The sequence below is a fragment of the Pseudomonas sp. SJZ074 genome (assembly GCF_007828215.1).
Taxonomy (GTDB): domain Bacteria; phylum Pseudomonadota; class Gammaproteobacteria; order Pseudomonadales; family Pseudomonadaceae; genus Aquipseudomonas.
Genome location: NZ_VIUE01000001.1, coordinates 153,326 through 173,559 on the forward strand (window position 1 = coordinate 153,326; position 20,234 = coordinate 173,559).

22 protein-coding genes and 1 tRNA gene are annotated in these 20,234 nt (G+C 59.5%); 2 read left to right on the forward strand and 21 right to left on the reverse strand.

Features of this window, described 5'->3' with window-relative positions:
• The first annotated feature begins 104 nt into the window (after window positions 1–104).
• A complete protein-coding gene (gene leuC / locus FBX99_RS00775) occupies window positions 105–1,526 on the forward strand; it encodes a 3-isopropylmalate dehydratase large subunit (protein WP_144924660.1) in 1,422 nt (473 codons plus the stop codon).
• The gene (gene leuD / locus FBX99_RS00780; RefSeq protein ID WP_144924657.1) at window positions 1,523–2,137 is read left to right on the forward strand and encodes a 3-isopropylmalate dehydratase small subunit; all 615 of its coding nucleotides are present in this window, start codon (window positions 1,523–1,525) and stop codon (window positions 2,135–2,137) included. The genes leuC and leuD overlap by 4 nt, the downstream gene beginning before the upstream one ends.
• 98 nt (window positions 2,138–2,235) lie before the next feature.
• Here the strand turns inward: leuD and FBX99_RS00785 are convergent, their stop codons facing one another.
• From FBX99_RS00785 to FBX99_RS00890, 21 genes are all read right to left on the reverse strand, one after another.
• Window positions 2,236–3,150: a LysR substrate-binding domain-containing protein gene (locus tag FBX99_RS00785; RefSeq protein WP_144924654.1), complete on the reverse strand. Its 915-nt coding sequence runs from the start codon at window positions 3,148–3,150 to the stop codon at window positions 2,236–2,238.
• 78 nt (window positions 3,151–3,228) lie between these two features.
• Complete coding sequence (gene dctA / locus FBX99_RS00790) at window positions 3,229–4,533, reverse strand: C4-dicarboxylate transporter DctA (protein ID WP_144924651.1); 1,305 nt, start codon at window positions 4,531–4,533, stop codon at window positions 3,229–3,231.
• Window positions 4,534–4,629: 96 nt separating this feature from the next.
• Window positions 4,630–5,505, reverse strand: coding sequence for an alpha/beta fold hydrolase (locus FBX99_RS00795; protein WP_144924648.1), 876 nt, complete (start codon window positions 5,503–5,505; stop codon window positions 4,630–4,632).
• Window positions 5,506–6,029: 524 nt separating this feature from the next.
• Window positions 6,030–6,105 (reverse strand) — tRNA-Lys (locus tag FBX99_RS00805).
• 63 nt (window positions 6,106–6,168) lie between these two features.
• The gene (gene queC, locus FBX99_RS00810; RefSeq protein WP_178111833.1) at window positions 6,169–6,843 is read right to left on the reverse strand and encodes a 7-cyano-7-deazaguanine synthase QueC; all 675 of its coding nucleotides are present in this window, start codon (window positions 6,841–6,843) and stop codon (window positions 6,169–6,171) included.
• A 19-nt stretch (window positions 6,844–6,862) separates the two neighbouring features.
• Complete coding sequence (gene queE / locus FBX99_RS00815) at window positions 6,863–7,510, reverse strand: 7-carboxy-7-deazaguanine synthase QueE (protein WP_041021787.1); 648 nt, start codon at window positions 7,508–7,510, stop codon at window positions 6,863–6,865.
• Window positions 7,511–7,676: 166 nt separating this feature from the next.
• Window positions 7,677–8,513 (reverse strand): tol-pal system protein YbgF, encoded by an 837-nt coding sequence (gene ybgF / locus FBX99_RS00820; RefSeq protein WP_144924641.1) that lies wholly within the window; start codon window positions 8,511–8,513, stop codon window positions 7,677–7,679.
• Between the two features lie 6 nt (window positions 8,514–8,519).
• Window positions 8,520–9,020, reverse strand: coding sequence for a peptidoglycan-associated lipoprotein Pal (pal, locus tag FBX99_RS00825; protein WP_024779460.1), 501 nt, complete (start codon window positions 9,018–9,020; stop codon window positions 8,520–8,522).
• Window positions 9,021–9,072: 52 nt separating this feature from the next.
• The gene (gene tolB / locus FBX99_RS00830) at window positions 9,073–10,374 is read right to left on the reverse strand and encodes a Tol-Pal system beta propeller repeat protein TolB (RefSeq protein ID WP_144924638.1); all 1,302 of its coding nucleotides are present in this window, start codon (window positions 10,372–10,374) and stop codon (window positions 9,073–9,075) included.
• A complete protein-coding gene (gene tolA, locus FBX99_RS00835; protein ID WP_144924635.1) occupies window positions 10,371–11,429 on the reverse strand; it encodes a cell envelope integrity protein TolA in 1,059 nt (352 codons plus the stop codon). Before tolA ends, tolB begins: the two co-directional genes overlap by 4 nt.
• Window positions 11,429–11,881: a protein TolR gene (gene tolR / locus FBX99_RS00840; RefSeq protein WP_161796096.1), complete on the reverse strand. Its 453-nt coding sequence runs from the start codon at window positions 11,879–11,881 to the stop codon at window positions 11,429–11,431. The genes tolA and tolR overlap by 1 nt, the downstream gene beginning before the upstream one ends.
• 23 nt (window positions 11,882–11,904) lie before the next feature.
• A complete protein-coding gene (tolQ, locus tag FBX99_RS00845; protein ID WP_042728759.1) occupies window positions 11,905–12,600 on the reverse strand; it encodes a protein TolQ in 696 nt (231 codons plus the stop codon).
• On the reverse strand, window positions 12,590–13,057 hold the full coding sequence (ybgC, locus tag FBX99_RS00850) for a tol-pal system-associated acyl-CoA thioesterase (RefSeq protein WP_139645237.1): 468 nt from the start codon (window positions 13,055–13,057) through the stop codon (window positions 12,590–12,592). The genes tolQ and ybgC overlap by 11 nt, the downstream gene beginning before the upstream one ends.
• 126 nt (window positions 13,058–13,183) lie before the next feature.
• The gene (gene ruvB, locus FBX99_RS00855; protein ID WP_144924632.1) at window positions 13,184–14,245 is read right to left on the reverse strand and encodes a Holliday junction branch migration DNA helicase RuvB; all 1,062 of its coding nucleotides are present in this window, start codon (window positions 14,243–14,245) and stop codon (window positions 13,184–13,186) included.
• Window positions 14,246–14,854, reverse strand: a complete 609-nt coding sequence (ruvA, locus tag FBX99_RS00860; RefSeq protein WP_024779454.1) for a Holliday junction branch migration protein RuvA — start codon at window positions 14,852–14,854, stop codon at window positions 14,246–14,248.
• Between the two features lie 114 nt (window positions 14,855–14,968).
• Entirely contained in the window at window positions 14,969–15,493 is a 525-nt protein-coding gene (gene ruvC / locus FBX99_RS00865) for a crossover junction endodeoxyribonuclease RuvC (protein WP_024776477.1), read from the reverse strand.
• A 168-nt stretch (window positions 15,494–15,661) separates the two neighbouring features.
• Window positions 15,662–16,408 carry a YebC/PmpR family DNA-binding transcriptional regulator gene (locus tag FBX99_RS00870; RefSeq protein WP_144924629.1) on the reverse strand — a complete coding sequence of 249 codons (747 nt, stop codon included), beginning with the start codon at window positions 16,406–16,408 and terminating at the stop codon, window positions 15,662–15,664.
• A 118-nt stretch (window positions 16,409–16,526) separates the two neighbouring features.
• Complete coding sequence (gene aspS / locus FBX99_RS00875; protein ID WP_024776475.1) at window positions 16,527–18,302, reverse strand: aspartate--tRNA ligase; 1,776 nt, start codon at window positions 18,300–18,302, stop codon at window positions 16,527–16,529.
• 75 nt (window positions 18,303–18,377) lie between these two features.
• The gene (locus tag FBX99_RS00880) at window positions 18,378–18,599 is read right to left on the reverse strand and encodes an FmdB family zinc ribbon protein (RefSeq protein ID WP_024776474.1); all 222 of its coding nucleotides are present in this window, start codon (window positions 18,597–18,599) and stop codon (window positions 18,378–18,380) included.
• 180 nt (window positions 18,600–18,779) lie between these two features.
• Window positions 18,780–19,130, reverse strand: coding sequence for a ribbon-helix-helix domain-containing protein (locus tag FBX99_RS00885; protein WP_144924626.1), 351 nt, complete (start codon window positions 19,128–19,130; stop codon window positions 18,780–18,782).
• A gap of 273 nt (window positions 19,131–19,403) precedes the next feature.
• Window positions 19,404–19,877, reverse strand: a complete 474-nt coding sequence (locus FBX99_RS00890; RefSeq protein ID WP_144924623.1) for a Dps family protein — start codon at window positions 19,875–19,877, stop codon at window positions 19,404–19,406.
• Between the last annotated feature and the right edge of the window lie 357 nt (window positions 19,878–20,234).

Genomic DNA, 20,234 nt, shown 5'->3' on the forward strand with positions numbered 1-20,234 from the left:
ATTGATGGGCTTGTGGTGCTGCCTATGATTGAGCCATACGCCTGTCGGCATAGACCTGCCGCTTTCCGACAGCCTCGCGTACTTTCACCCAAGCGAGTGCCTTCATGACTCAAGCAAGAACCCTCTACGACAAACACATTGATTCCCACACAGTGTGCCGCCTCGATGATCAGGGCCACGTCCTGTTGTACATCGACCGCCAAGTGATCAACGAATACACCAGCCCGCAGGCATTCACCGGCTTGCGTGAAGCCAAGCGCGGCGTCTGGCGCGCTCAAACTGCGCTGGCGGTAGTTGACCATGTGAACCCCACCACGCCCAAACGCATCGCCGCCATGCCCGACGCCGGTGGTGCGCGGCAGGTCTCGTACCTCGCGGAAAACTGCCGGGATTTCGGCATCGAACTGTTTGACATCCTCGACAAGCGCCAGGGCATCGAACACGTGGTTGCACCAGAACAGGGTTTCATTTTGCCGGGTATGATCATCGCGGCGGGGGACAGCCACACCACCACGTATGGAGCGCTCGGGGCGTTCGGGTTTGGTATTGGCACCTCGGAAATCGAGCACTTGCTGGCCACGCAGACGCTGGTCTACAAACGCCTGAAGAGCATGCGCGTGACCGTCAACGGCGCACTCGCCGTCGGTCTGACCTCCAAAGACGTGATCATGGCGCTGATCGCCAAAATCGGCGCTTCCGGTGCCACTGGCTATGCCATTGAATTCCGTGGTTCGACCATCGATGCCTTGAGCGTCGAGGCGCGCATGACCATCTGCAACATGGCGGTGGAGGCGGGAGCGCGTGGCGCATTCATGGCGCCGGACGAGAAAGTCTTTGCCTACTTGAATGACAAACCGCGCGCACCGAAAGGCGAGCAGTGGCAACGTGCCGTGAACCATTGGCGAACCTTACACAGCGACGTCGACGCGCTGTTCGACCGTGAAATCGAGCTCGATGCCAGCGCTCTGGAGCCCATGGTCACCTGGGGTACCAGCCCGGATCAGGCGTCACCCATCGGCGCCACGGTGCCGGACCCGGACGCCATCAGCGATCTGATCCTGCGTCAGGACATGCGCCGCGCCCTGAACTATATGGGTCTGGAAGCCGGCATGCCGCTGAGTGACATCGTCATCAGCCATGCCTTTATCGGCTCGTGCACCAACGCTCGGATAGAAGACTTGCGCGATGCCGCCAGCGTAGTTCGCGGTAAGCACGTGGCCGATCATGTGCGGGGGATAATTGTTCCCGGGTCCACTGAGGTCCGTAATCAGGCGGAAGCGGAAGGACTGGCCGCGATATTTATCGACGCCGGTTTTGAATGGCGGCAATCAGGCTGCTCCATGTGCCTGGCGATGAACGACGACGTATTGGAACCGGGCGATCGCTGCGCGTCCAGTACCAACCGCAATTTCGAAGGACGCCAGGGCGCGGGGGCGCGTACACACCTGATGAGCCCGGCGATGGTTGCAGCGGCGGCGATTGCCGGACGCCTCACCGATATCCGCAACTTTGGAGACAAAACATGAGCCTGCAACCGTTCACCCAAGTCACCGGCAAGGCCGCGCCGATGCTCGCGGCCAATATTGACACTGACGTGATCATGCCCAAGCAGTTTCTTAAGGGCATTGACCGCAACGGCCTGGACCGTGGTTTGTTCTTTGATTTGCGCTTTCTGCCTACCGGTGAGCCGAACCCTGAGTTCGTGTTCAATCAGCCGGCCTGGAGCGGCGCGAGCTTCATGGTGGTGGGACCGAATTTTGGCTGTGGTTCAAGCCGTGAGCATGCTGTGTGGGGCTTGAAGCAATTGGGTATTCGGGCACTGATCGGCAGCAGTTTCGCCGGGATCTTCTACGACAACTGTCAACGTAATGGGGTGTTGCTGATTACGCTGGAGGAGGCGCTCTTGCAGCGCATCGGACAGGTGGTCAGCCAACCGGACAGTGCAACCATCAGCGTCGACCTGGAGGCTCAGGAGATTCGATTACAGGACGGCGCGGTGATCCCGTTCCAGATCGATACCCTGCGCAAGACCGCGTTGTTGCTTGGCCTTGATGCCATCGGCAGCACGTTGCAGCGCCGCGAGCAGATCAAGGCCTTCGAGCGTGAGCATCTGGCCGCCAATCCCTGGTTGAGCTGAAATCGATGGTGAGCGGTTCCAGCTCATTCGCGGGCAAGCTTCGCTCATTGGATAGGTGCGAGGCTTGCCCGCGATGAGGCTCGATCAGGCTACGCAGATCAAATCGACAACCCCTTGAAGTGCTCCTGCAAGAACTCCACACACGCCCGCAATTTTCCCGAATACGCCAGCCGCGTCGGGTACACCGCCCAAACATTGGCGCTTTGGGTGTACTGGGGCAGCACTTGCACCAGTTGTCCTTGCTCCAACAACGGTTTCACATCCCACAGTGAACGCAACAGGACGCCACGTCCGTCCAGTGCCCACTGCAGCACAATCTCCCCGCTATTGGAGGACAAGGGGCCGCGAACCCGAACGCTGTCCTGAGTGCCGTCGTGTTCCAGATTCCAGATGCCAAACGCATTGTCACGCTCCTTGAGCACCAGGCAATCGTGTTGCTCCAGTTCGCTCAGCGTTTTTGGCGTGCCTCGGCGCTTCAGATAGTCCGGTGCTGCACACAGCACCCGTCGATTGCTCACCAGTTGCCGGCCAATGTGCTGACCGGGAATGTCATCGCCGACGCGGATCTCCAAGTCAAATCCCTCGTTGACGATATCCACCACCCGGTCGAACAGGTCCAGGCGAATTTCCAGGTCGGGATAGCGCTCGGCGAGTAACGACAGCGCTGGAGCAACATGATTGCGCCCGAAGCCGAAACTGCTGCACAGGTGCAAACGCCCACTTGGGCTGCCGTGAGCGTCGCAGAGTTCGTCGTGCAATAGCTGGAAGTCTTCGAGAATGCGCACGGCCCAGCGCTGTACCCGGTCGCCGTCTTCGGTCAGCGCGATGCGCCGACTGGTGCGATGCAACAGCCGCGTACCCAGGGACGTTTCGAGGATCTGGATACGCTTGCTGACGTAGGCGGGTGACAGGCCCAGTTCATCCGCCGCCGAAGCGAAGCCGGCCTTACGGATTACAGTGAGAAAAACGCGCAGGTCTTCGGGTAGGGGCACAGTGTCTTTCTTGAGAGTCATAACACACGAAGAATGGCGGCATGAGCCGCCATAATAGCACTGGAACGGCGAGCTCTCGGCTCGCAGGATCCTGCGGGATTACTCGACTGAAACCTTGGCTGGCGCAGCGGCCAGTGCCGCACGGCCACGCTTGAGTGCGATGGGCTCCATTTTGCTGCGATCCAGCTCACCTTCCCAGGCGGCGACCACCAGCGTCGCGACGGCGTTGCCGATGATATTGGTCAGCGAGCGACATTCGGCCATGAACCGGTCCACGCCGAGGATCAAGACCATTGTTGCCACCGGCACTGTTGGTACCACGGCCAGGCTTGCGGCGAGTGCAACAAAACCGGCCCCGACGACCGCTCCCGCGCCTTTTGAGGTGAGCATGGCCACCGCCAGCAAGGTGAGTTGCTGTTCCAGTGTCAGGTCGATGTTGGTTGCCTGGGCCAGGAACAGCACCGCCAGGGTCATATAGATGTTGGTGCCGTCCAGGTTGAAGGTGTAACCGGTGGGAACGACGATGCCAACTACGCCTTTGGAGCAACCCAGGCGCTCCAGATTGTTCATCAACTGTGGCAGCGCCGATTCAGAAGAGCTGGTGCCCAGTACGATCAACAGTTCAGATTTGATATAGGTCAGCAGACGAAAAATGCTGAAGCCGGCATAACGGGCAATGCTGCCAAGCACGCAGACCACAAAGATAAAAGCAGTCAGGTAAAACGTGCCGACCAGTTTGAGCAGTGGCAACAGCGAAGCGAGGCCATATTTACCGATGGTGAACGCAATCGCACCGAAAGCACCGATGGGCGCGACGCGAGTGATCATGCCGACGATACGGAAGAACACATCGCTGGCCTGGTTGATGACACCAACCAGTGGCCGGCCTTTTTCGCCGATCATCACCAGACCTAGAGCGAACAGCACCGCGACGAACAGTACGGGCAGGATTTCGCCTTTGGAGAATGCGTCGAAGAAGGTCGTCGGGATCACATGCAGCAGAAAACCGGTGATGCCTTCACCGTGTTCGGCCTGACCGACAAAACCTGAGATGGCTGAAGTGTCGAGCGTCTTCACGTCAACGTTGAAGCCGACGCCTGGGTGCAGGGCATGGGCGGCGAGCAGACCGATCAACAGAGCGATGCTGGAGACGATCTCGAAATACAGCAGCGCCTTGCCACCCACCCGGCCGACCTGTTTCACGTCGTGCATGCTGGTGATGCCGCAGACCACGGTGCAGAAGATGATCGGGCCAATGACCATCTTGATCAATTTGATGAATCCGTCACCCAACGGCTTGAGGTCGATCCCGACCTGAGGCCAATAGTTGCCGATCAACACGCCCAGGACGATGGCGATGATCACCTGGATATACAGGGCTCCCAGCAGTTTTCTGATTATCATTTTTATTATCTCGAGACGTTTTTTGGGCAAGTTGAACCCGTTACAGGCCAGTGATGGCCTGCGCGGGACGGTTTCCATCAGGTTGGGTGAGTGGCTTTAGCCAAGGAAAGTCAGAACTTCGTCCAGCAGCAACTCGGGAACTTCCTCCGCCAGGTAGTGGCCGGCCGCCAATGCTTTGCCGCGCACATCGGTGGCAACTTGCCGCCACTCCTTGAGAGGGTCGAAGCAGCGCCCGACGGTGCCTTCGGCGCCCCATAAAACCAGCAGCGGCATGTTCAAGCGGCGACCGGCAGCGATGTCGGTACGGTCGTGATTCAGATCAATACTGGCGCTGGCCCGATAGTCTTCGCAGATGCCACGTGCGGTTCCGGGCAGTTTCAGACAGCGAAGGTATTCGCTGAAGGCTTGCTCGGTGAACGGCTTGAGTCCGGCGCTGCGGCTGCCCATGACACTGCGCAAATACAACTCGGGATCGGCCTCGATCAGGGTCTCCGGCAACGGTGCCGGACGGATCAGGAAAAACCAGTGCCAGTAGGCGCGGGCGAAGGTTTCGTCGGTCTGGGCGTACATCGACAAGGTTGGCGCGATATCCAGCAACACCATGCGTTGCACCGCCTGCGGATGATCGAGGGCCAACCGATGCGCAACCCGTGCGCCACGGTCGTGGGCCAGCACCGAGAACTCACTGAAGCCGAGGTCCTTCATCAGTTCGAGGCCGTCACGGGCCATTTCGCGCTTGGAGTAATGGGTGTGATGGTCGTTGGCCGGCGGTTTGCTGCTGTCGCCGTAACCGCGCAGGTCGGCGGCGACCACGGTGAAGTGCTGCGCGAGTTGTTCGGCGATTTTATGCCAGATGACATGCGTTTGCGGATGGCCGTGCAGCAGAAGCAGGCCCGGCCCGGTGCCTTTGATGCGGTAGACGATGTCCACACCGTTGACGTGGCGCTGATCTTTCTGGAATCCGGCGAACATGGGGATGACTCCTTACGATTGTCGCCTACATCGTAAAACCCACAACGCTGAGGAAAAAGCGCGAAACGTGGTGGCCTCGTTCATGAAGTGTGTTGAAGGGGAGTGATTAAACAGTGCAACTGCATCTGCATACGCGGGACCGATTCTCACAAATGCTGGTTAAGAGCGCCTCTCGAGACCTCTGACCAATCCGCACGGATGTTGTGGAATCGGGGGTTCAGGCTATTCAAGCGCCCTGCCCCCCCGGCAAGAACTGAGCGGTTGCAGGAGCTGAGTGCAACACAGTCATTGAATTGAAGCCGGAACATCGTGCCGGATCAGCGCAGGCAGACGATCAGTTCCTTGCGCAGCTCACCGACGGGCAGGTCGAAGATCGCGTTGTAGATCGTCTCGCGACAGAGGTAGATATGTCTGTACGCTGGGATAGCTCTCCCCTCAGGCCCGCGCCCCACAATATTGCAGGCAAAAAAAAATCCGGAAATCCTCACTTTCGTGGGCTTTCCAGACTTTTAAAACAGCAAAAATGGTGGGTCGTGTGGGATTCGAACCTACGACCAATTGGTTAAAAGCCAACTGCTCTACCAACTGAGCTAACGACCCGCTGTGTGGTGGCGCGTATAATACTGATTTCTAAGGACTATTCAATACCTAATTTGAAATAAATCAAAAATAAGGGGTTGGATCGCTCACGCCTGCCGCAGCGAAGCCTTCGGCGCGCAGGCGGCAGCTGTCGCATTTGCCACAGGCGCGGCCCTGATCGTCGGCCTGGTAACAGGAAACGGTCAACCCATAATTCACGCCGAGCTTCACACCGGCCCTGATGATATCGGCCTTGCTGAGATTCTGCAGCGGCGCCTGGATGCGGAAGCCTTGCCCTTCCACGCCGGCCTTGGTCGCCAGGTTGGCCATGCGCTCGAAGGCTTCGACGAACTCGGGACGGCAGTCCGGGTAGCCGGAATAATCCACCGCGTTGACGCCGATGAAAATGTCACGGGCTTCCAGCACCTCTGCCCATCCCAGCGCCAATGACAGGAATACCGTGTTACGCGCCGGCACGTAGGTTACCGGTATGCCTTCACTCGGAGCTTCGGGTACGGCGATGGTGCTGTCGGTCAGGGCCGAACCACCGATGCCGTTGAGGTTCAGGCCGATCACCTTATGCTCCACCACACCCAGGTCCCGAGCCACTCGCTCGGCGGCGTGCAATTCAGCGCGGTGACGCTGGCCGTAATCGAAACTCATGGTGTAGCAGCGGTAACCCTCGGCACGAGCCATGGCTACGACCGTGGCCGAATCCAGGCCGCCGGACAACAGGATGACCGCTCGTTTTTCTGCAATGTTCGTCTGCTCAGTCATATCAGCGCCCCGGCTCATCGTTCCAAAGATATTTGTGCAGCTGCAATTGCAGGCGCACCGGCAGGTTATCCGCCACCACCCAGTCCGCCAGATCCCGCGCGTTCAAATCGTGATGACTTGGCGACACCAGGACCTCACCGGCTCGCTTGTCGAGCCCATACTGGATCAGCTTGGACACGGCCCAGTCGTAATCCTCCCGAGAACAGATAACGAACTTGACCTGATCGTTGGGCGTCAGCAGTTCAATGTTCTCGTAACGGTTACGATGCGCTTCCTTGGAGCCTGGGGTTTTCAGGTCCACGACGCGACTGACGCGTGGGTCGACGGCCGAAATATCCAGGGCACCGCTGGTTTCCAGCGAAACTTCATAGCCGGCATCACACAACTGCTTGAGCAAGGGAATGGCATTGGGTTGTGCCAGTGGCTCGCCACCTGTGACACAAACGTAGCGCGGGCGATAGCCGGCCACTTGCTCGAGGATGTCGTCAAGGGTTCGCAGGGTGCCGCCGCTGAAGGCGTAGGCGCTGTCGCAGTATTGGCAACGCAACGGGCAACCGGTGAGGCGCACAAATACCGTGGGCAGCCCGGCCGTTCGCGTTTCACCCTGCAACGAGTAAAAAACTTCGGTGATTCTCAATGTGTCTTGCATAGTCGCCACGGGCGTAACAGCTAAACAGGCCGTCCGCCTCCGTCAGGCACTTCAAGGAACCCCGCCATCGCGCAGGCTCCAAAAAGCGTGTTTCAGAAAAGGGCGTGAATTCTAACGAAAAAACCCGCGACAAGCGCGGGTTTCTTCATTACCAGGTCTAACCGGCTTACATGCGTTGCAGATCGCGCTGGGCCAACTGGGCGGCAGAAGTCCCCGGATACTGGGAGACTACCTGCTGCAGAATGCCCTTGACCTTGTCGGTATGACCAAGGCGGCGCTCTACGTCAGCCAGCTTGTACAGCGAATCTGGCACCTTGGCATGCTTGGGATACAGCTGGGAAACCTTGGCGAATGCCTGGCCGGCACCCTGCAGGTCACCCTTGGCCAGGTTCACTTCACCCAACCAGTATTGGGCATTGCCCGCGTACTGGCTGTTTGGGTATTTGCGCAGGAAAGCGGCAAAGGCCTGGCTGGCCTTGTCGAAATCCTTGGCCTTGATCAGGTCGAAGGCAGCGTCGTAATAGAGCTTTTCCTTCGCCGGATCGGCCGGTTCGCCACTGGCGGCAGGTGCTGGAGCGCTTGCTCCGGCAGCCGCGCCTGCGGCAGCACCAGGGGCGTTCAAGTCGCCACCGGCAGGAGAATTCTCAGGAGTCGCGGCAGGTGCAACACCGCTTCCTATGCGCCGATCAAGATCCTGGTAACGCTCCAGGTTTTCCTGCTTCATGCGCGATACTTCGTTTTGCAGAACTTCAATCGCGCCTTGTTGGCGTGAAAGCTGATCCTGCATTTGCTGCAGTTGGTTGAACAGCTCGCCCTGTGCCGAGACAGGGGCCGAAACCCCTCCCCCGGCATAGGCGCCGTTCGTACCGTAACCTGCAGGCGGATAGCTGCTCCCGCTATTGTTATAGCCGGCATCGTTATCGACCACAGGAACCGCAGCCCACACCGCAAGCGGTGCGAGACTGAGAGCCAGAACAGTTACAGCACGACGGCACGTTCGCATGACGAATCAGTTCTTACGCAGTTCGACGCGACGGTTTTGAGCCCAGGACTGCTCGTCGTTGCCGGTAGCAACTGGACGCTCTTCGCCGTAGGAAACCAGTTCCAGCTGAGCTGGGGAAACACCTTGCAGTACCAGGTAGCGTTGAACGGCTTTCGCACGACGCTCGCCCAGTGCCATGTTGTACTCACGAGTACCACGTTCGTCAGTGTTGCCTTCCAGAACAACGCGAGCGCCGTTTGCTTTCAGGTCTTTGGCGTGAACGTCCAGAGCGCGCATGGCTTCTGGCTTCAGGTCCGAGCTGTCGTATTCGAAGTAGAAGGTGGTGATTGCGCGCAGAGCAGCTTCTTCGCTCATGGAGCCGTCAACTGCACCAGTGTTAGCGCCGTAACCAGCGTTCGGATCAACAGCGCCTTCACCGGCGTTGTCGCCGCCTTTGGACGAGCAACCTACAGCTACGGCCATGGCCAGAGCCAGCGCAGCAAATTTACCAAACTTCAGCATTTCCATCGTGAAACTCCTAATGAACCCCAGTGTGTTAAGTAAAACGTATTGCGCCGCGTCAGTTCAGGTAAGGGGACCAGGACGGTTCTCTGACTTCGCCTTGAGCGGTAGGAAGCGGGAGCCTCACGCGTCCATTAATGGACACGAGCATCAAGACTCCCCGGCCCTGCTGGCGGGTGGCGTAGATTACCATGGTGCCGTTGGGCGCAACAGTAGGTGACTCGTCCAGAGTGCTATCAGTTAGGATTTTTACGCTGCCGCGTTGCATATCCTGGGCTGCCACCTTGAAATTGGTGAAACCGTCCTGACGATGGATCATCACCAGGGTCTTCTCGTCCGCCGACAGTTTAGGGTTGGCGTTGTAGTTACCGACGAAGGTTACGCGCTCGGCACCGCCGCCACCGGCACTGGTCTTGTAGATCTGCGGCTTGCCACCACGGTCGGAGGTGAAGTAGATGGTCGAGCCATCCTTGCCCCAGAACGGTTCGGTGTTGATGCCCGGGCCGTTGGTGACACGGGAGATCGAACGCGAGCCCAGGTTCATCACATAGATGTCCGGGTTACCGTCCTTGGACAGCACGAATGCCAGGCGGTTACCGTCCGGCGACCAGGCTGGCGCGCCGTTCAGGCCTTCGAAGTTGGTAATCTGCTCGCGGCGACCGGTGTCGATGTGCTGCACGAAAATGCGCGGACGCTTCTGCTCGAACGACACATAGGCGATGCGCTTGCCATCGGGGGCGAAACGCGGCGACAGGATCGGCTCACGCGATTGCAGCAGGGTGACCGCGCGTGCACCGTCGTAGTCGGAGCGCTGCAGGGTGTAGCGGGTGTTTTTCTCGGAGAAACGTTCGGCCGTCACGTAGAGCATGCGGGTGGAGAATGCACCCTTGATACCGGTGAGCTTCTCGAACGACTGGTCGGAGATGTAGTGCGCCATGTCACGCAGCTGGTCTGTGCTGCCCGATACGCTGCCGGTCAGCACCTGCTGTTCGGTGGCGACGTTGAACAGAGCATATTGCACCTGCAGGCGGCCGCCCGCCGGAACGATGCTGCCGACCATGATGTACTGGGCGCCCAGGGCCTTCCAGTCACGGTAGATGACTTCGCTGGCCTGGGTGGGCAGGCTGATCATGTTCTGCTTCGGAATCGGCGCGTAGTAACCCGAGTTGCGCAGGTCGTTGCCGATGATTTCCGCCATATCGTCCGGCAGGACGCTACCGCCCTGCCAGCCGAACGGTACGACGGCGATCGGGGTCGCCCGATCGCTGCCGCTGGTGACCAGAATGTTCTTTTCCTCTGCCACCGCTATCCCTGCCAGGCAGCAGATAACGACAAGCATTCCTCGAAGAAGGTTTCTCACAAGGCTAGATCCTCAGGTGTGAATGTCATCTTGAATGAACGATAGGGAGCGAAATCGCTCGGCTTCATTCCTTGCATTTCCGTCAATCGTCCAATGTTCTTGACCGCGGCAACCGCCGAAGCATCGAAAGGTCCGTCGCCGCTGGACTTGGCCACGCTGACCGAGGCCACCGTACCGTCCGGCAACATGCCGATCTGCAATACCACCGTCATGCCCTGGCGCGCCGAAGGCGGACGAGCCCAGCCCTCTGCCGCCCGGGCACGAATCAGATCATCGAAGCTACCGGCGACTTCATCGCCCTGCTCATCGGCCAAGGCCTGCTGGCGCTGCGGCGTGTCGGAAAGCAGATCCGCCAAGGCCTGGGCCTTCTTCTCTTCGGCAGATTTGCGCGCTGCATCCTGTGCCTTTTTCTTGGCGGCGTCGGCGGCGGCTTTCTTCTTCGCATCCTCGGCGACTTTCTTTTTCGCCTCGTCAGCTTCAGCTTTCTTCTTGGCGTCTTCGGCCGCTTTCTTCTTCGCGTCCTCGACAATCTTCTTCTTGGCCTCTTCGGCGGCCGCTTTCTTGGCCTCTTCCTCAGCGGCTTTCTTGGCTTCCTCTTCGGCTTTCTTCTTGGCTATATCAGCCAATTGTTTCTCTTCTGCCTTCTTGGCCTCGGCTTTTTTCGCTTCATCGGCTTTCTTGGCCTCGTCAGCTTTTTTCGCCTCGTCGGCCTTCTTCGCTTCTTCGGCCTTTTGAGCGGCTTCCTCTTTCTTTTGTTCCGCTGCCTTTATCGCTTCCTGTTCGACCTTCTTCTGCTCCATCTGCTCGACTTCAGTCTGCCGCGCAGCGGATTTCTTCGCCTCACCGGCCAGCTTCTGGTTGGTCTGCGTGGTGGCCTGGCTCTTGGACTTGAGCTGGTAAAGGGTCGCCTGCACGATCGGCTTGGCCGGCGGCAGCTCCGGTGTCATGGCAAAACTGACGAACAACATGCCGAACACCAGCACGTGCAGGCCGATTGCCAGGACGCTGGGCCAGAAGTAGCTTTCCGAGGCGGACGGCTCTCGCTGTTGCTGCATCAGGGGGCCTCGGTGATCAAGCCAACATTACCGACCCCGGCTTTCTGCAGACCGCCCATCGCGCCCATCACGGCTCCGTAGTCGACGGTCTTGTCACCGCGAATGAAGACCTGGGTGCGTTTGCCGGCATCATTGCCGACACGAATGATCTTGGTCACCGCATCGGTCATCTGGGGCAGGGTCATGGCCCGGTCCTGTTGCTTCTCGGTATCGACTTCGCTGCCAAGGTTCCAGTAGTAGGTCTTGTCAGCCTTGATCGAAATGGTCAGGACCTGGGTGTTGTTGTCCTGCGGCAAGGCTTCGCTGGAAACCTTGGGCAGATCCACCTTCACGCCCTGATTGAGCATGGGCGCGGTCACCATGAAGATGACCAGCAGCACCAGCATCACGTCGATGTAGGGCACCACGTTCATCTCGGCAACCGGCTTGCGCTTGTTTCGGGCTCGAGCGATTAAAGCCATCGGGAAATACCTGCTTATTCTTCGCTGGTGTGCACTTTGCGGTGCAGGATCGCCTGGAATTCATCGGCGAAGGTGTAGTAACGGCCGATCAGCGTTTCGCTGCGGGCAGCGAAGCGGTTGTAGGCGATAACGGCCGGGATCGCCGCAAACAGGCCAATGGCGGTGGCGACCAGCGCCTCGGCGATACCCGGGGCCACGGTGGCCAGGGTTGCCTGCTGGGCGGAGGCCAGGCCACGGAAGGAGTTCATGATCCCCCACACGGTACCGAACAGGCCGATGTACGGGCTGACCGAACCGACGGTGGCCAGGAACGGCAGGCTCTGCTCGAGCTTTTCTTCTTCCCGGGAAATGGCGACGCGCATGGCACGGGCCACACCTTCCATCACCGCTTCAGGGTCGACGCCCGGCTGCTGGCGCAAACGGGAGAACTCCTTGAAACCGGCACGGAAGATCTGCTCCACGCCCGAATCCGGATCCGGGTTGCTGCCCGCCTGGCGGTACAGCTTGGACAGGTCGATACCCGACCAGAAGCGCTCTTCAAAGCTCTCCAGGGCACGGCGACCAGCGCGCAGCAGGTTGCTGCGCTGAAAAATCATGATCCATGAGGTCACCGATGCGGCTACCAGGGTCAGCATTACCAGTTGCACCACGACGCTGGCATTGCTGACCAGGCTCCACATGGAGGTATGGTCGACGACGTTAGCTTCCACGCTTTATCTCCTGCTCTGAGTGTGTACCCGCGCCGCTCACGCCGGCAAAGGCCGCACGTAGAGCTTCGGGAATGGCCCGGGGTTTCAAACTATGGGTGCGCACACAGGCCACCAAAAACTGCCCTTCACAGAGCAGCGCATTATCCGTAGCCCGCCTGACCTGCTGCTTGAAGCGCAGGCTGACACGGTTCAATTCGATGACATCGGCACTTACCAGAAGCTCGTCGTCAAGTCGCGCCGGCGCGTGGTAACGCGCTTCGCTGGAATGCACGACGAATAACAGGTCCTCCCCTGCCAGCGCGGATTGGGCGAAACCCAGTTCCCGCAGCCGTTCGGTTCGAGCCCGTTCCATAAACTTGAGGTAATTGACGTAGTAAACGATGCCGCCGGCATCGGTGTCCTCGTAATAAACGCGACAGCGATGTGCGAACGACTCCAGCCCGTTTTGCGCGCGCATACTCTAGTGCTTACTCCTCGGGTTGCCAATCGGCGGCAACTGTTTTTTCATTCTCGAGTACATAGACGCTCCGGACGTCGTCTGGGACAGCACAATCCGGAAAAAAGTCGCTACATGAAAAGTCGTTCAATCGTCCACGGCATCAAGGAATTCGTCTACCACCGGCATCTCGCCCATTCGTGTCGGGATGTTTAAGCCAAAATGCAGGTAAGCATGACGCGTCACCACTCGCCCGCGTGGGGTGCGCATGATGTAGCCCTGTTGGATCAGGTACGGCTCCAGTACATCCTCGATGGTATGGCGCTCCTCGCTGATGGCCGCGGCCAGACTGTCCACACCCACCGGACCACCGTCGAACTTCTCGATCATGGTCAGCAGCAGGCGCCGATCCTGATGATCGAAACCATGCTCGTCAATGTCCAGCAGGTTCAACGCCAGGTCGGCAATCGACTTGGTGATGTGGCCCTTGGCCCGGACCTCGGCAAAATCCCGAACCCGGCGCAACAGCCGGTTGGCGATCCGCGGCGTACCCCGGGCCCGACGCGCCACTTCATAGGCACCCTCCGGGTCCAGCGGCAACCCGAGGATGCCCGCCGAGCGGCTGACGATCGTGGCCAGGTCCGCGTTGTTGTAGAACTCCAGGCGCTGGACGATGCCGAAACGGTCGCGCAGCGGGTTGGTGAGCATGCCGGCGCGGGTGGTGGCACCCACCAGGGTGAAGGGCGGCAGGTCCAGCTTGATGGAGCGCGCCGCTGGGCCCTCGCCGATCATGATGTCGAGCTGGAAATCTTCCATGGCCGGATACAGCACTTCTTCGACAATCGGCGACAGCCGATGGATCTCGTCGATGAACAACACGTCGTGGGGCTCAAGATTGGTCAACAACGCCGCCAGGTCGCCCGGACGCTCGAGGACCGGACCGGACGTGCTCTTGATCGACACACCCATTTCCTGGGCAATGATATTGGCCAGGGTGGTCTTGCCCAGGCCCGGCGGGCCGAAGATCAAGGTGTGGTCCAGCGACTCGCTACGCCCCCGGGCCGCCTGGATAAACAACTCCATCTGCTCACGCACGGTCGGTTGGCCAATGTAGTCGGCCAGGCTGACAGGGCGAATCGCACGGTCCTGGACTTCCTCGCGGTCACGGGGCGCACCCGTGGCGGCGATCAGACGATCAGCTTCAATCACTTAGATCATTCCCTTCAGGGCACGACGAATCATGTCTTCAGTACTCAAGCCTTTTTCCTTGATGGCGGAAATCGCCTTGCTGGCTTCCTGTGGCTTGTAGCCCAGGGAGATCAGCGCAGTGACCGCGTCGTTCTCGGCACTGGCCGCTGGCACCGGTGCATCAGGCTGGTTCGGCACCAGCGCAAACATGGCCGGCACCGCTTCCCAGGCCTTGAAGCGATCCTTGAGCTCCACCAACAGGCGTTCGGCGGTTTTCTTGCCGACACCTGGCACCTTGGTCAGCGCCGAGGTGTCCTGGGATTGCACGCAACGCACCAGCTCGTCGACTTCCAGGCTCGACATCAAGGCCAGGGCCAGTTTCGGACCTACACCATTGAGACGGATCAACTCACGGAAAAAGTCTCGCTCGCGCTTGCCGACGAAACCATAGAGTAACTGCGCATCCTCGCGCACGACCAAATGGGTGTGCAACGTCAGCGGTTCACCGACCGACGGCAAGCGATACAGCGTGGTCATGGGCACTTCCAGCTCATAGCCCAGGCCATTTACATCCAGAATCAGGTGCGGCGGCTGTTTTTCAGCCAGGGTGCCGCGCAAGCGTCCAATCACGTTTCAGATCCTTGGGCGTTGACCAGCCGCTGGCTGGCGAATAACGGCCCGGGCATGAAGGCCGACGACACAGGCGCAACAGGCTCGGGCTCATGAATGAGAGCGCTGATGCTATCAGAGACGCAGGCGCCCGCCACGACTGCGTGCGGTTCCCAGACCATGAGGCAACAGGCTGGAGCGGGTATGGGCATGACAAATAGCGATGGCCAGGGCGTCGGAGGCGTCAATCTGCGGCTTGCTGACCAGCTTCAACAGGTGCATCACCATCATTTGCACCTGCTCCTTGTTCGCCGCCCCTGTTCCGACGACCGCCTGCTTGACCTGGGTCGCGGTGTACTCGGCGATCTCCAGACTTTCCTCGGCGCCAGCAACAATCGCCGCTCCCCGGGCCTGCCCCAGCTTCAAGGCGGAATCGGCGTTGCGCGCCATGAAGACCTTTTCGATCCCCATGGTGACCGGGCCGTAGGTCTGGATGACTTCGCGCACGCCGCGATAAACGATCTGCAGACGCTCATGCAACTCGCCCGCCCCGGTGCGGATGCAGCCGGACGCCACATACACACAGCCGCGTCCGGTGTCGCGAACCACGCCGTAGCCGGTAATGCGCGAACCGGGGTCGATGCCAAGGATTAAAGTCATAGCGCCTGCAGGTTGAAGAAGGAGTTGCCTGGACCTGTGGGAGCGGGCTTGCTCGCGAAAGCGGAATGTCAGTCACACATGTATTGCCTGACACACCGCCTTCGCGAGCAAGCCCGCTCCCACCCTAGTCATCAGGCATCAGAAAAAAAGTTATTGCACACAACAATATCAGCCAAGCTGTTGCGCCACGGATTCTGGGATATCGGCATTGGAATAAACGTTCTGCACGTCATCCAGGTCTTCGAGCATGTCGATCAGCTTGAGCACCTTCTCGGCACCCTCGAGGTCCAGTTCGGCGCTGGTGGTCGGCTGCATGACGATTTCCGCGTCGGCCGGCTTGAACCCGGCCGCTTCCAGGGCGTTGCGCACGGCATAGAAGCTGGCGAACGACGTGAAGACGTCGAACGAGCCGTCTTCATGGCTGACTACGTCATCGGCATCGGCCTCCAGGGCCGCTTCCGTCAGGGCATCTTCATCGAGACCCGGCGCGAAGCTGATCTGCCCCTTGCGCTCGAACAGATAAGCCACCGAACCGTCGGTACCGAGGTTGCCACCGCACTTGCTGAAGGCGTGACGCACGGCCGCCGCGGTACGGTTGCGGTTGTCGGTCATGCATTCGACCATCACCGCCACGCCGCCCGGGCCATACCCTTCGTAGGTCAGTTCTTCAACGTTGTCGGCCTCGGTCGCGCCAGCGCCACGGGCAATCGCCCGGTCAATGATATCGCGGCTCATGTTGGCACCGAGTGCCTTGTCCAGGGCCAGGCGCAGACGCGGGTTAGAACCCGGATCGCCGCCACCCTGGCGGGCCGCGACCGTCAGTTCACGGATCCACTTGGTAAAGATCTTGCCCCTCTTGGCATCCTGACGTTCTTTGCGGTGCTTGATGTTCGCCCACTTGGAATGACCTGCCATAACTCGCTCCGGTTCTTCTTGAAACGTTGCCCGCCCCGCGCTCGCGCGGTGGCAGGCAAGCAGAAATATCGACACCAACGAAAAGGCGCATCCGAAGATGCGCCTTCAGGTGTCGGCCTTACTCAGCCTTAGGCTGTTCACGCAGGCGGATGTGCAGCTCGCGCAGCGCCTTGGCATCCACCGCACCCGGGGCCTGGGTCATGACATCGGCCGCGCTCTGGGTTTTCGGGAATGCGATCACTTCACGGATCGACTGGGCGCCGGTCATCAGCATTACCAGGCGATCCAGGCCGAAGGCCAGGCCACCATGGGGCGGTGCACCGAACTTCAGGGCGTCGAGCAGGAAGCCGAATTTCTCTTCCTGCTCCGCTTCGTCGATGCCCAACAGGCGGAACACCGCCTGCTGCATGTCCTTGCGGTGGATACGGATCGAACCGCCACCCAGCTCGGTGCCGTTCAAGACCATGTCGTAGGCACGGGACAGAGCGGTAGCCGGATTGGCCTCCAGCTCTTGCGGCGTGCATTTCGGCGCAGTGAACGGGTGATGCAGGGCAGTGAAGCTGCCATCGTCGTTTTCTTCGAACATCGGGAAGTCCACGACCCACAACGGCGCCCACTCGCAGGTCAGCAGTTCCAGATCGTGGCCGACCTTGATCCGCAACGCCCCCAGAGCTTCGCTGACGATCTTGGCCTTGTCTGCGCCGAAGAACACGATATCGCCGTCGACCGCGCCGACGCGATCGAGGATCACGTTCAGGTTGGCTTCAGGGATATTCTTGACGATCGGCGATTGCAGGCCTTCGACGCCTTTGGCGCGCTCGTTGACCTTGATGTACGCCAGGCCCTTGGCACCGTAGATGCCGACGAACTTGGTGTAGTCGTCGATCTTGCTGCGCGGCATGCTCGCCGCACCCGGCACGCGCAAGGCGGCAACACGGCATTTCGGATCATTGGCCGGACCGCTGAAGACCTTGAATTCGACGTCCTTGAGCTGGTCGGCCACGTCCACCAGCTCCAGCGGGATACGCAGGTCCGGCTTGTCGGAACCATAACGACGCATGGCCTCGTCCCAGGTCATGTGTGGGAAGTCACCGAATTCCAGGCCCAGCACTTCCTTGAACAGGTTGCGGATCATGCCTTCGGTCAGGCCCATGATGTCTTTTTCGTCGAGGAAGCTGGTCTCGATGTCGATCTGGGTAAACTCAGGCTGACGGTCGGCACGCAGGTCTTCGTCGCGGAAGCACTTGGCGATCTGGTAGTAACGGTCGAAGCCGGCCACCATCAGCAGTTGCTTGAACAACTGCGGCGATTGCGGCAGGGCGAAGAAGCTGCCGGGGTGGGTGCGGCTCGGCACCAGGTAGTCACGGGCGCCTTCCGGCGTGGCACGGGTCAGGATCGGCGTCTCGACGTCGAGGAAGCCGTTCTCGTCCAGGTAGCGACGGATGCTGGTGGTCATGCGCGAACGCAGGCGCAGCTTCTCGGCCATTTCCGGACGACGCAGGTCGATGAAGCGATAGCGCAGGCGGGTTTCTTCGCCCACGTCGGAAAATTCGTTGAGCGGGAACGGCGGGGTCTCCGCTTCGTTGAGCACTTCCAGCTCATGACCCAGCACTTCGATCATGCCGGACGCCATGTTGGCATTGCCGGCACCGGCCGGACGCAGGCGCACCTTGCCGGTGATCTTGACTACGTATTCGCTGCGCACGCGGTCGGCGGTGGCGAAGGTTTCAGCACGGTCCGGATCGAACACCACCTGGGCCAGGCCTTCACGATCACGGATATCGAGGAAAATCACCCCGCCATGGTCACGGCGACGATGGACCCATCCGCAAAGAGTAACTTCCTGACCTTCCAGGCTTTCGTTCAGTTGGCCGCAATAATGGCTGCGCATCATGGTAGTGGTTTCACTTCTCGTAATTCGACATTCGGTTGGAGGCCCTGCCCATGCAAGAACCCGCGCGTATTCATCTCAGTCAGCTTTGTCGCCACCGGCGAGGTTCTTCTTCGCACCGGTCTTGAAGTCGGTTTCATACCAGCCCGTACCGCCGAGACGGAAACCCGGCATGGACAGCATTTTTTTCAGTTCCGGCGCCTGGCAGGCAGGGCAGTCGACCAGCGGTGCTTCGCTGATCTTTTGGATGGCTTCCATCTGATGACCACAGGAAGCACATTGATAGTCGTACATCGGCATGGGTTGTCTCGGCGATCAGGTTAATCGCGCAAAAGCTGGGCTTTGCGGCAAAGAGCGGGATTATATCCATTAAATGCAGCCTGTGCAGCCGTAGGGGCGTTCTCCATTCGTTTCCATGGGATGGGAAAATGAATCTCGAAGCCCCCAGGGCTGCCCAGGGCACCTACCAGCCCGGTCGAGTCACTGCGGGGCCCCACGCCAGTGACGCTCCACGACTTCCAAGCCGGCCTCCTTCAAGCTGTGCACCACGCAGACAACCCGCACCAGGCCGCTGAAATTGCGAACTCCGCCGTGGCGCAGGTGCACCTCCCGGTCGACATGAGACAACAGGGCATTGATGGAACAGTTGTTGAGCTGGGCCATGTCGCCGAGAATCTCCCAATAGACCCGCTCCAGCCGAAGACAGGTGGCGAACCCATTCAAACGGATGGATCTGGACAAGGGGCGGGCCAGCTGCATATCGAACCCACTGACAAACGGGTCGATCTCGATGGACTGCGCACCCTCCCTTGACTCTTTTCCTTGAATCATACCGTCGACACTCCTTTGCCATACGAACCTCTCAGTCAGGACAACCAATCTGGTGCCCTATGGAAGCTCAACGGCGTCGCCAGATCCAGATGACTTTTTGACCGGCAACGTAGGACAAGCCAACAGCAAATAGACGATGAATTACATCGTCCTACACACGATGGGTGACCTCGACAGCAGACACACGACTGATCGGAAAACCCGATACCAGGAAACCAATAGTTGCACACGCGGGCGATGATGCCATGCCACCCACCATCGCCCGCCAGAGGCTTACCGCTCGTCCAACAGAGAGCGCAACATCCACGCAGTCTTTTCATGAACCTGCATGCGTTGGGTCAGCAGATCGGCGGTCGGCTCGTCGCTGACCTTGTCCAGCAAGGGGAAGATACCGCGGGCCGTGCGCGTCACCGCCTCCTGGCCATCGACCAGTTGCCGGATCATGTCTTCGGCACAGGGCACGCCCTCCTCTTCCTTGATGGAAGACAAGCGCGCATACACCGAATAAGCTCCCGGCGCGGGAAAGCCGAGCGCACGAATGCGCTCGGCAATCAGATCCACCGCCAACGCCAGCTCGTTGTATTGCTCCTCGAACATCAGATGCAGGGTCCGAAACATCGGCCCCGTGACGTTCCAGTGGAAATTGTGGGTCTTGAGATACAACACGTAGGTGTCCGACAACAAGCGTGAAAGCCCATCGACGATGGACTTGCGATCTTCTTCACTGATACCGATATCAATTGCCATGTTGGTTGATCTCCTGACGGTGATGAATTCCACAGCGTAGCGGGTGTTTTCGCCAGTGGCCTGCGACAAATCGCCTAACCTCCTGAACCGACAAGCCAAGACATCGGACAGTTCCAGGCTATGCGCTATCAGCAGGATAAATACCCCTCCCACATGCGTGCAGCTTTCCGGCCGACGAACAGCGCCGTGCGCACCTGTTACGAGTTTGAGAAGGCCAAGGCTTTGCTGTTAAATAGGCAGTGTGTCGCTACGCCTATTTTCCTGGGTGTGGCGCATAGGCTGAATCGGGTACGTGTCCAGCGCCTCTCATTGTTCTGAAGCGAACCGCACCCGACCAGCTCTTCCTTGTGATCCGTC

Coding starts and splice junctions, on each gene's coding strand:
- FBX99_RS00890 (WP_144924623.1), bottom strand. CDS start 19,877: ATGGCAATTGATATCGGTATCAGTGAAGAAGATCGCAAGTCCATCGTC.
- FBX99_RS00880 (WP_024776474.1), bottom strand. CDS start 18,599: ATGCCGATGTACGACTATCAATGTGCTTCCTGTGGTCATCAGATGGAA.
- tolA (WP_144924635.1), bottom strand. CDS start 11,429: ATGCAGCAACAGCGAGAGCCGTCCGCCTCGGAAAGCTACTTCTGGCCC.
- leuD (WP_144924657.1), top strand. CDS start 1,523: ATGAGCCTGCAACCGTTCACCCAAGTCACCGGCAAGGCCGCGCCGATG.
- leuC (WP_144924660.1), top strand. CDS start 105: ATGACTCAAGCAAGAACCCTCTACGACAAACACATTGATTCCCACACA.
- queE (WP_041021787.1), bottom strand. CDS start 7,510: ATGCAAGACACATTGAGAATCACCGAAGTTTTTTACTCGTTGCAGGGT.
- ybgF (WP_144924641.1), bottom strand. CDS start 8,513: ATGCGAACGTGCCGTCGTGCTGTAACTGTTCTGGCTCTCAGTCTCGCA.
- FBX99_RS00870 (WP_144924629.1), bottom strand. CDS start 16,408: ATGGCAGGTCATTCCAAGTGGGCGAACATCAAGCACCGCAAAGAACGT.
- FBX99_RS00885 (WP_144924626.1), bottom strand. CDS start 19,130: ATGATTCAAGGAAAAGAGTCAAGGGAGGGTGCGCAGTCCATCGAGATC.
- FBX99_RS00795 (WP_144924648.1), bottom strand. CDS start 5,505: ATGTTCGCCGGATTCCAGAAAGATCAGCGCCACGTCAACGGTGTGGAC.
- pal (WP_024779460.1), bottom strand. CDS start 9,020: ATGGAAATGCTGAAGTTTGGTAAATTTGCTGCGCTGGCTCTGGCCATG.
- ruvC (WP_024776477.1), bottom strand. CDS start 15,493: ATGACTTTAATCCTTGGCATCGACCCCGGTTCGCGCATTACCGGCTAC.
- FBX99_RS00785 (WP_144924654.1), bottom strand. CDS start 3,150: ATGACTCTCAAGAAAGACACTGTGCCCCTACCCGAAGACCTGCGCGTT.
- dctA (WP_144924651.1), bottom strand. CDS start 4,533: ATGATAATCAGAAAACTGCTGGGAGCCCTGTATATCCAGGTGATCATC.
- aspS (WP_024776475.1), bottom strand. CDS start 18,302: ATGATGCGCAGCCATTATTGCGGCCAACTGAACGAAAGCCTGGAAGGT.
- ybgC (WP_139645237.1), bottom strand. CDS start 13,057: ATGCGCGCGCAAAACGGGCTGGAGTCGTTCGCACATCGCTGTCGCGTT.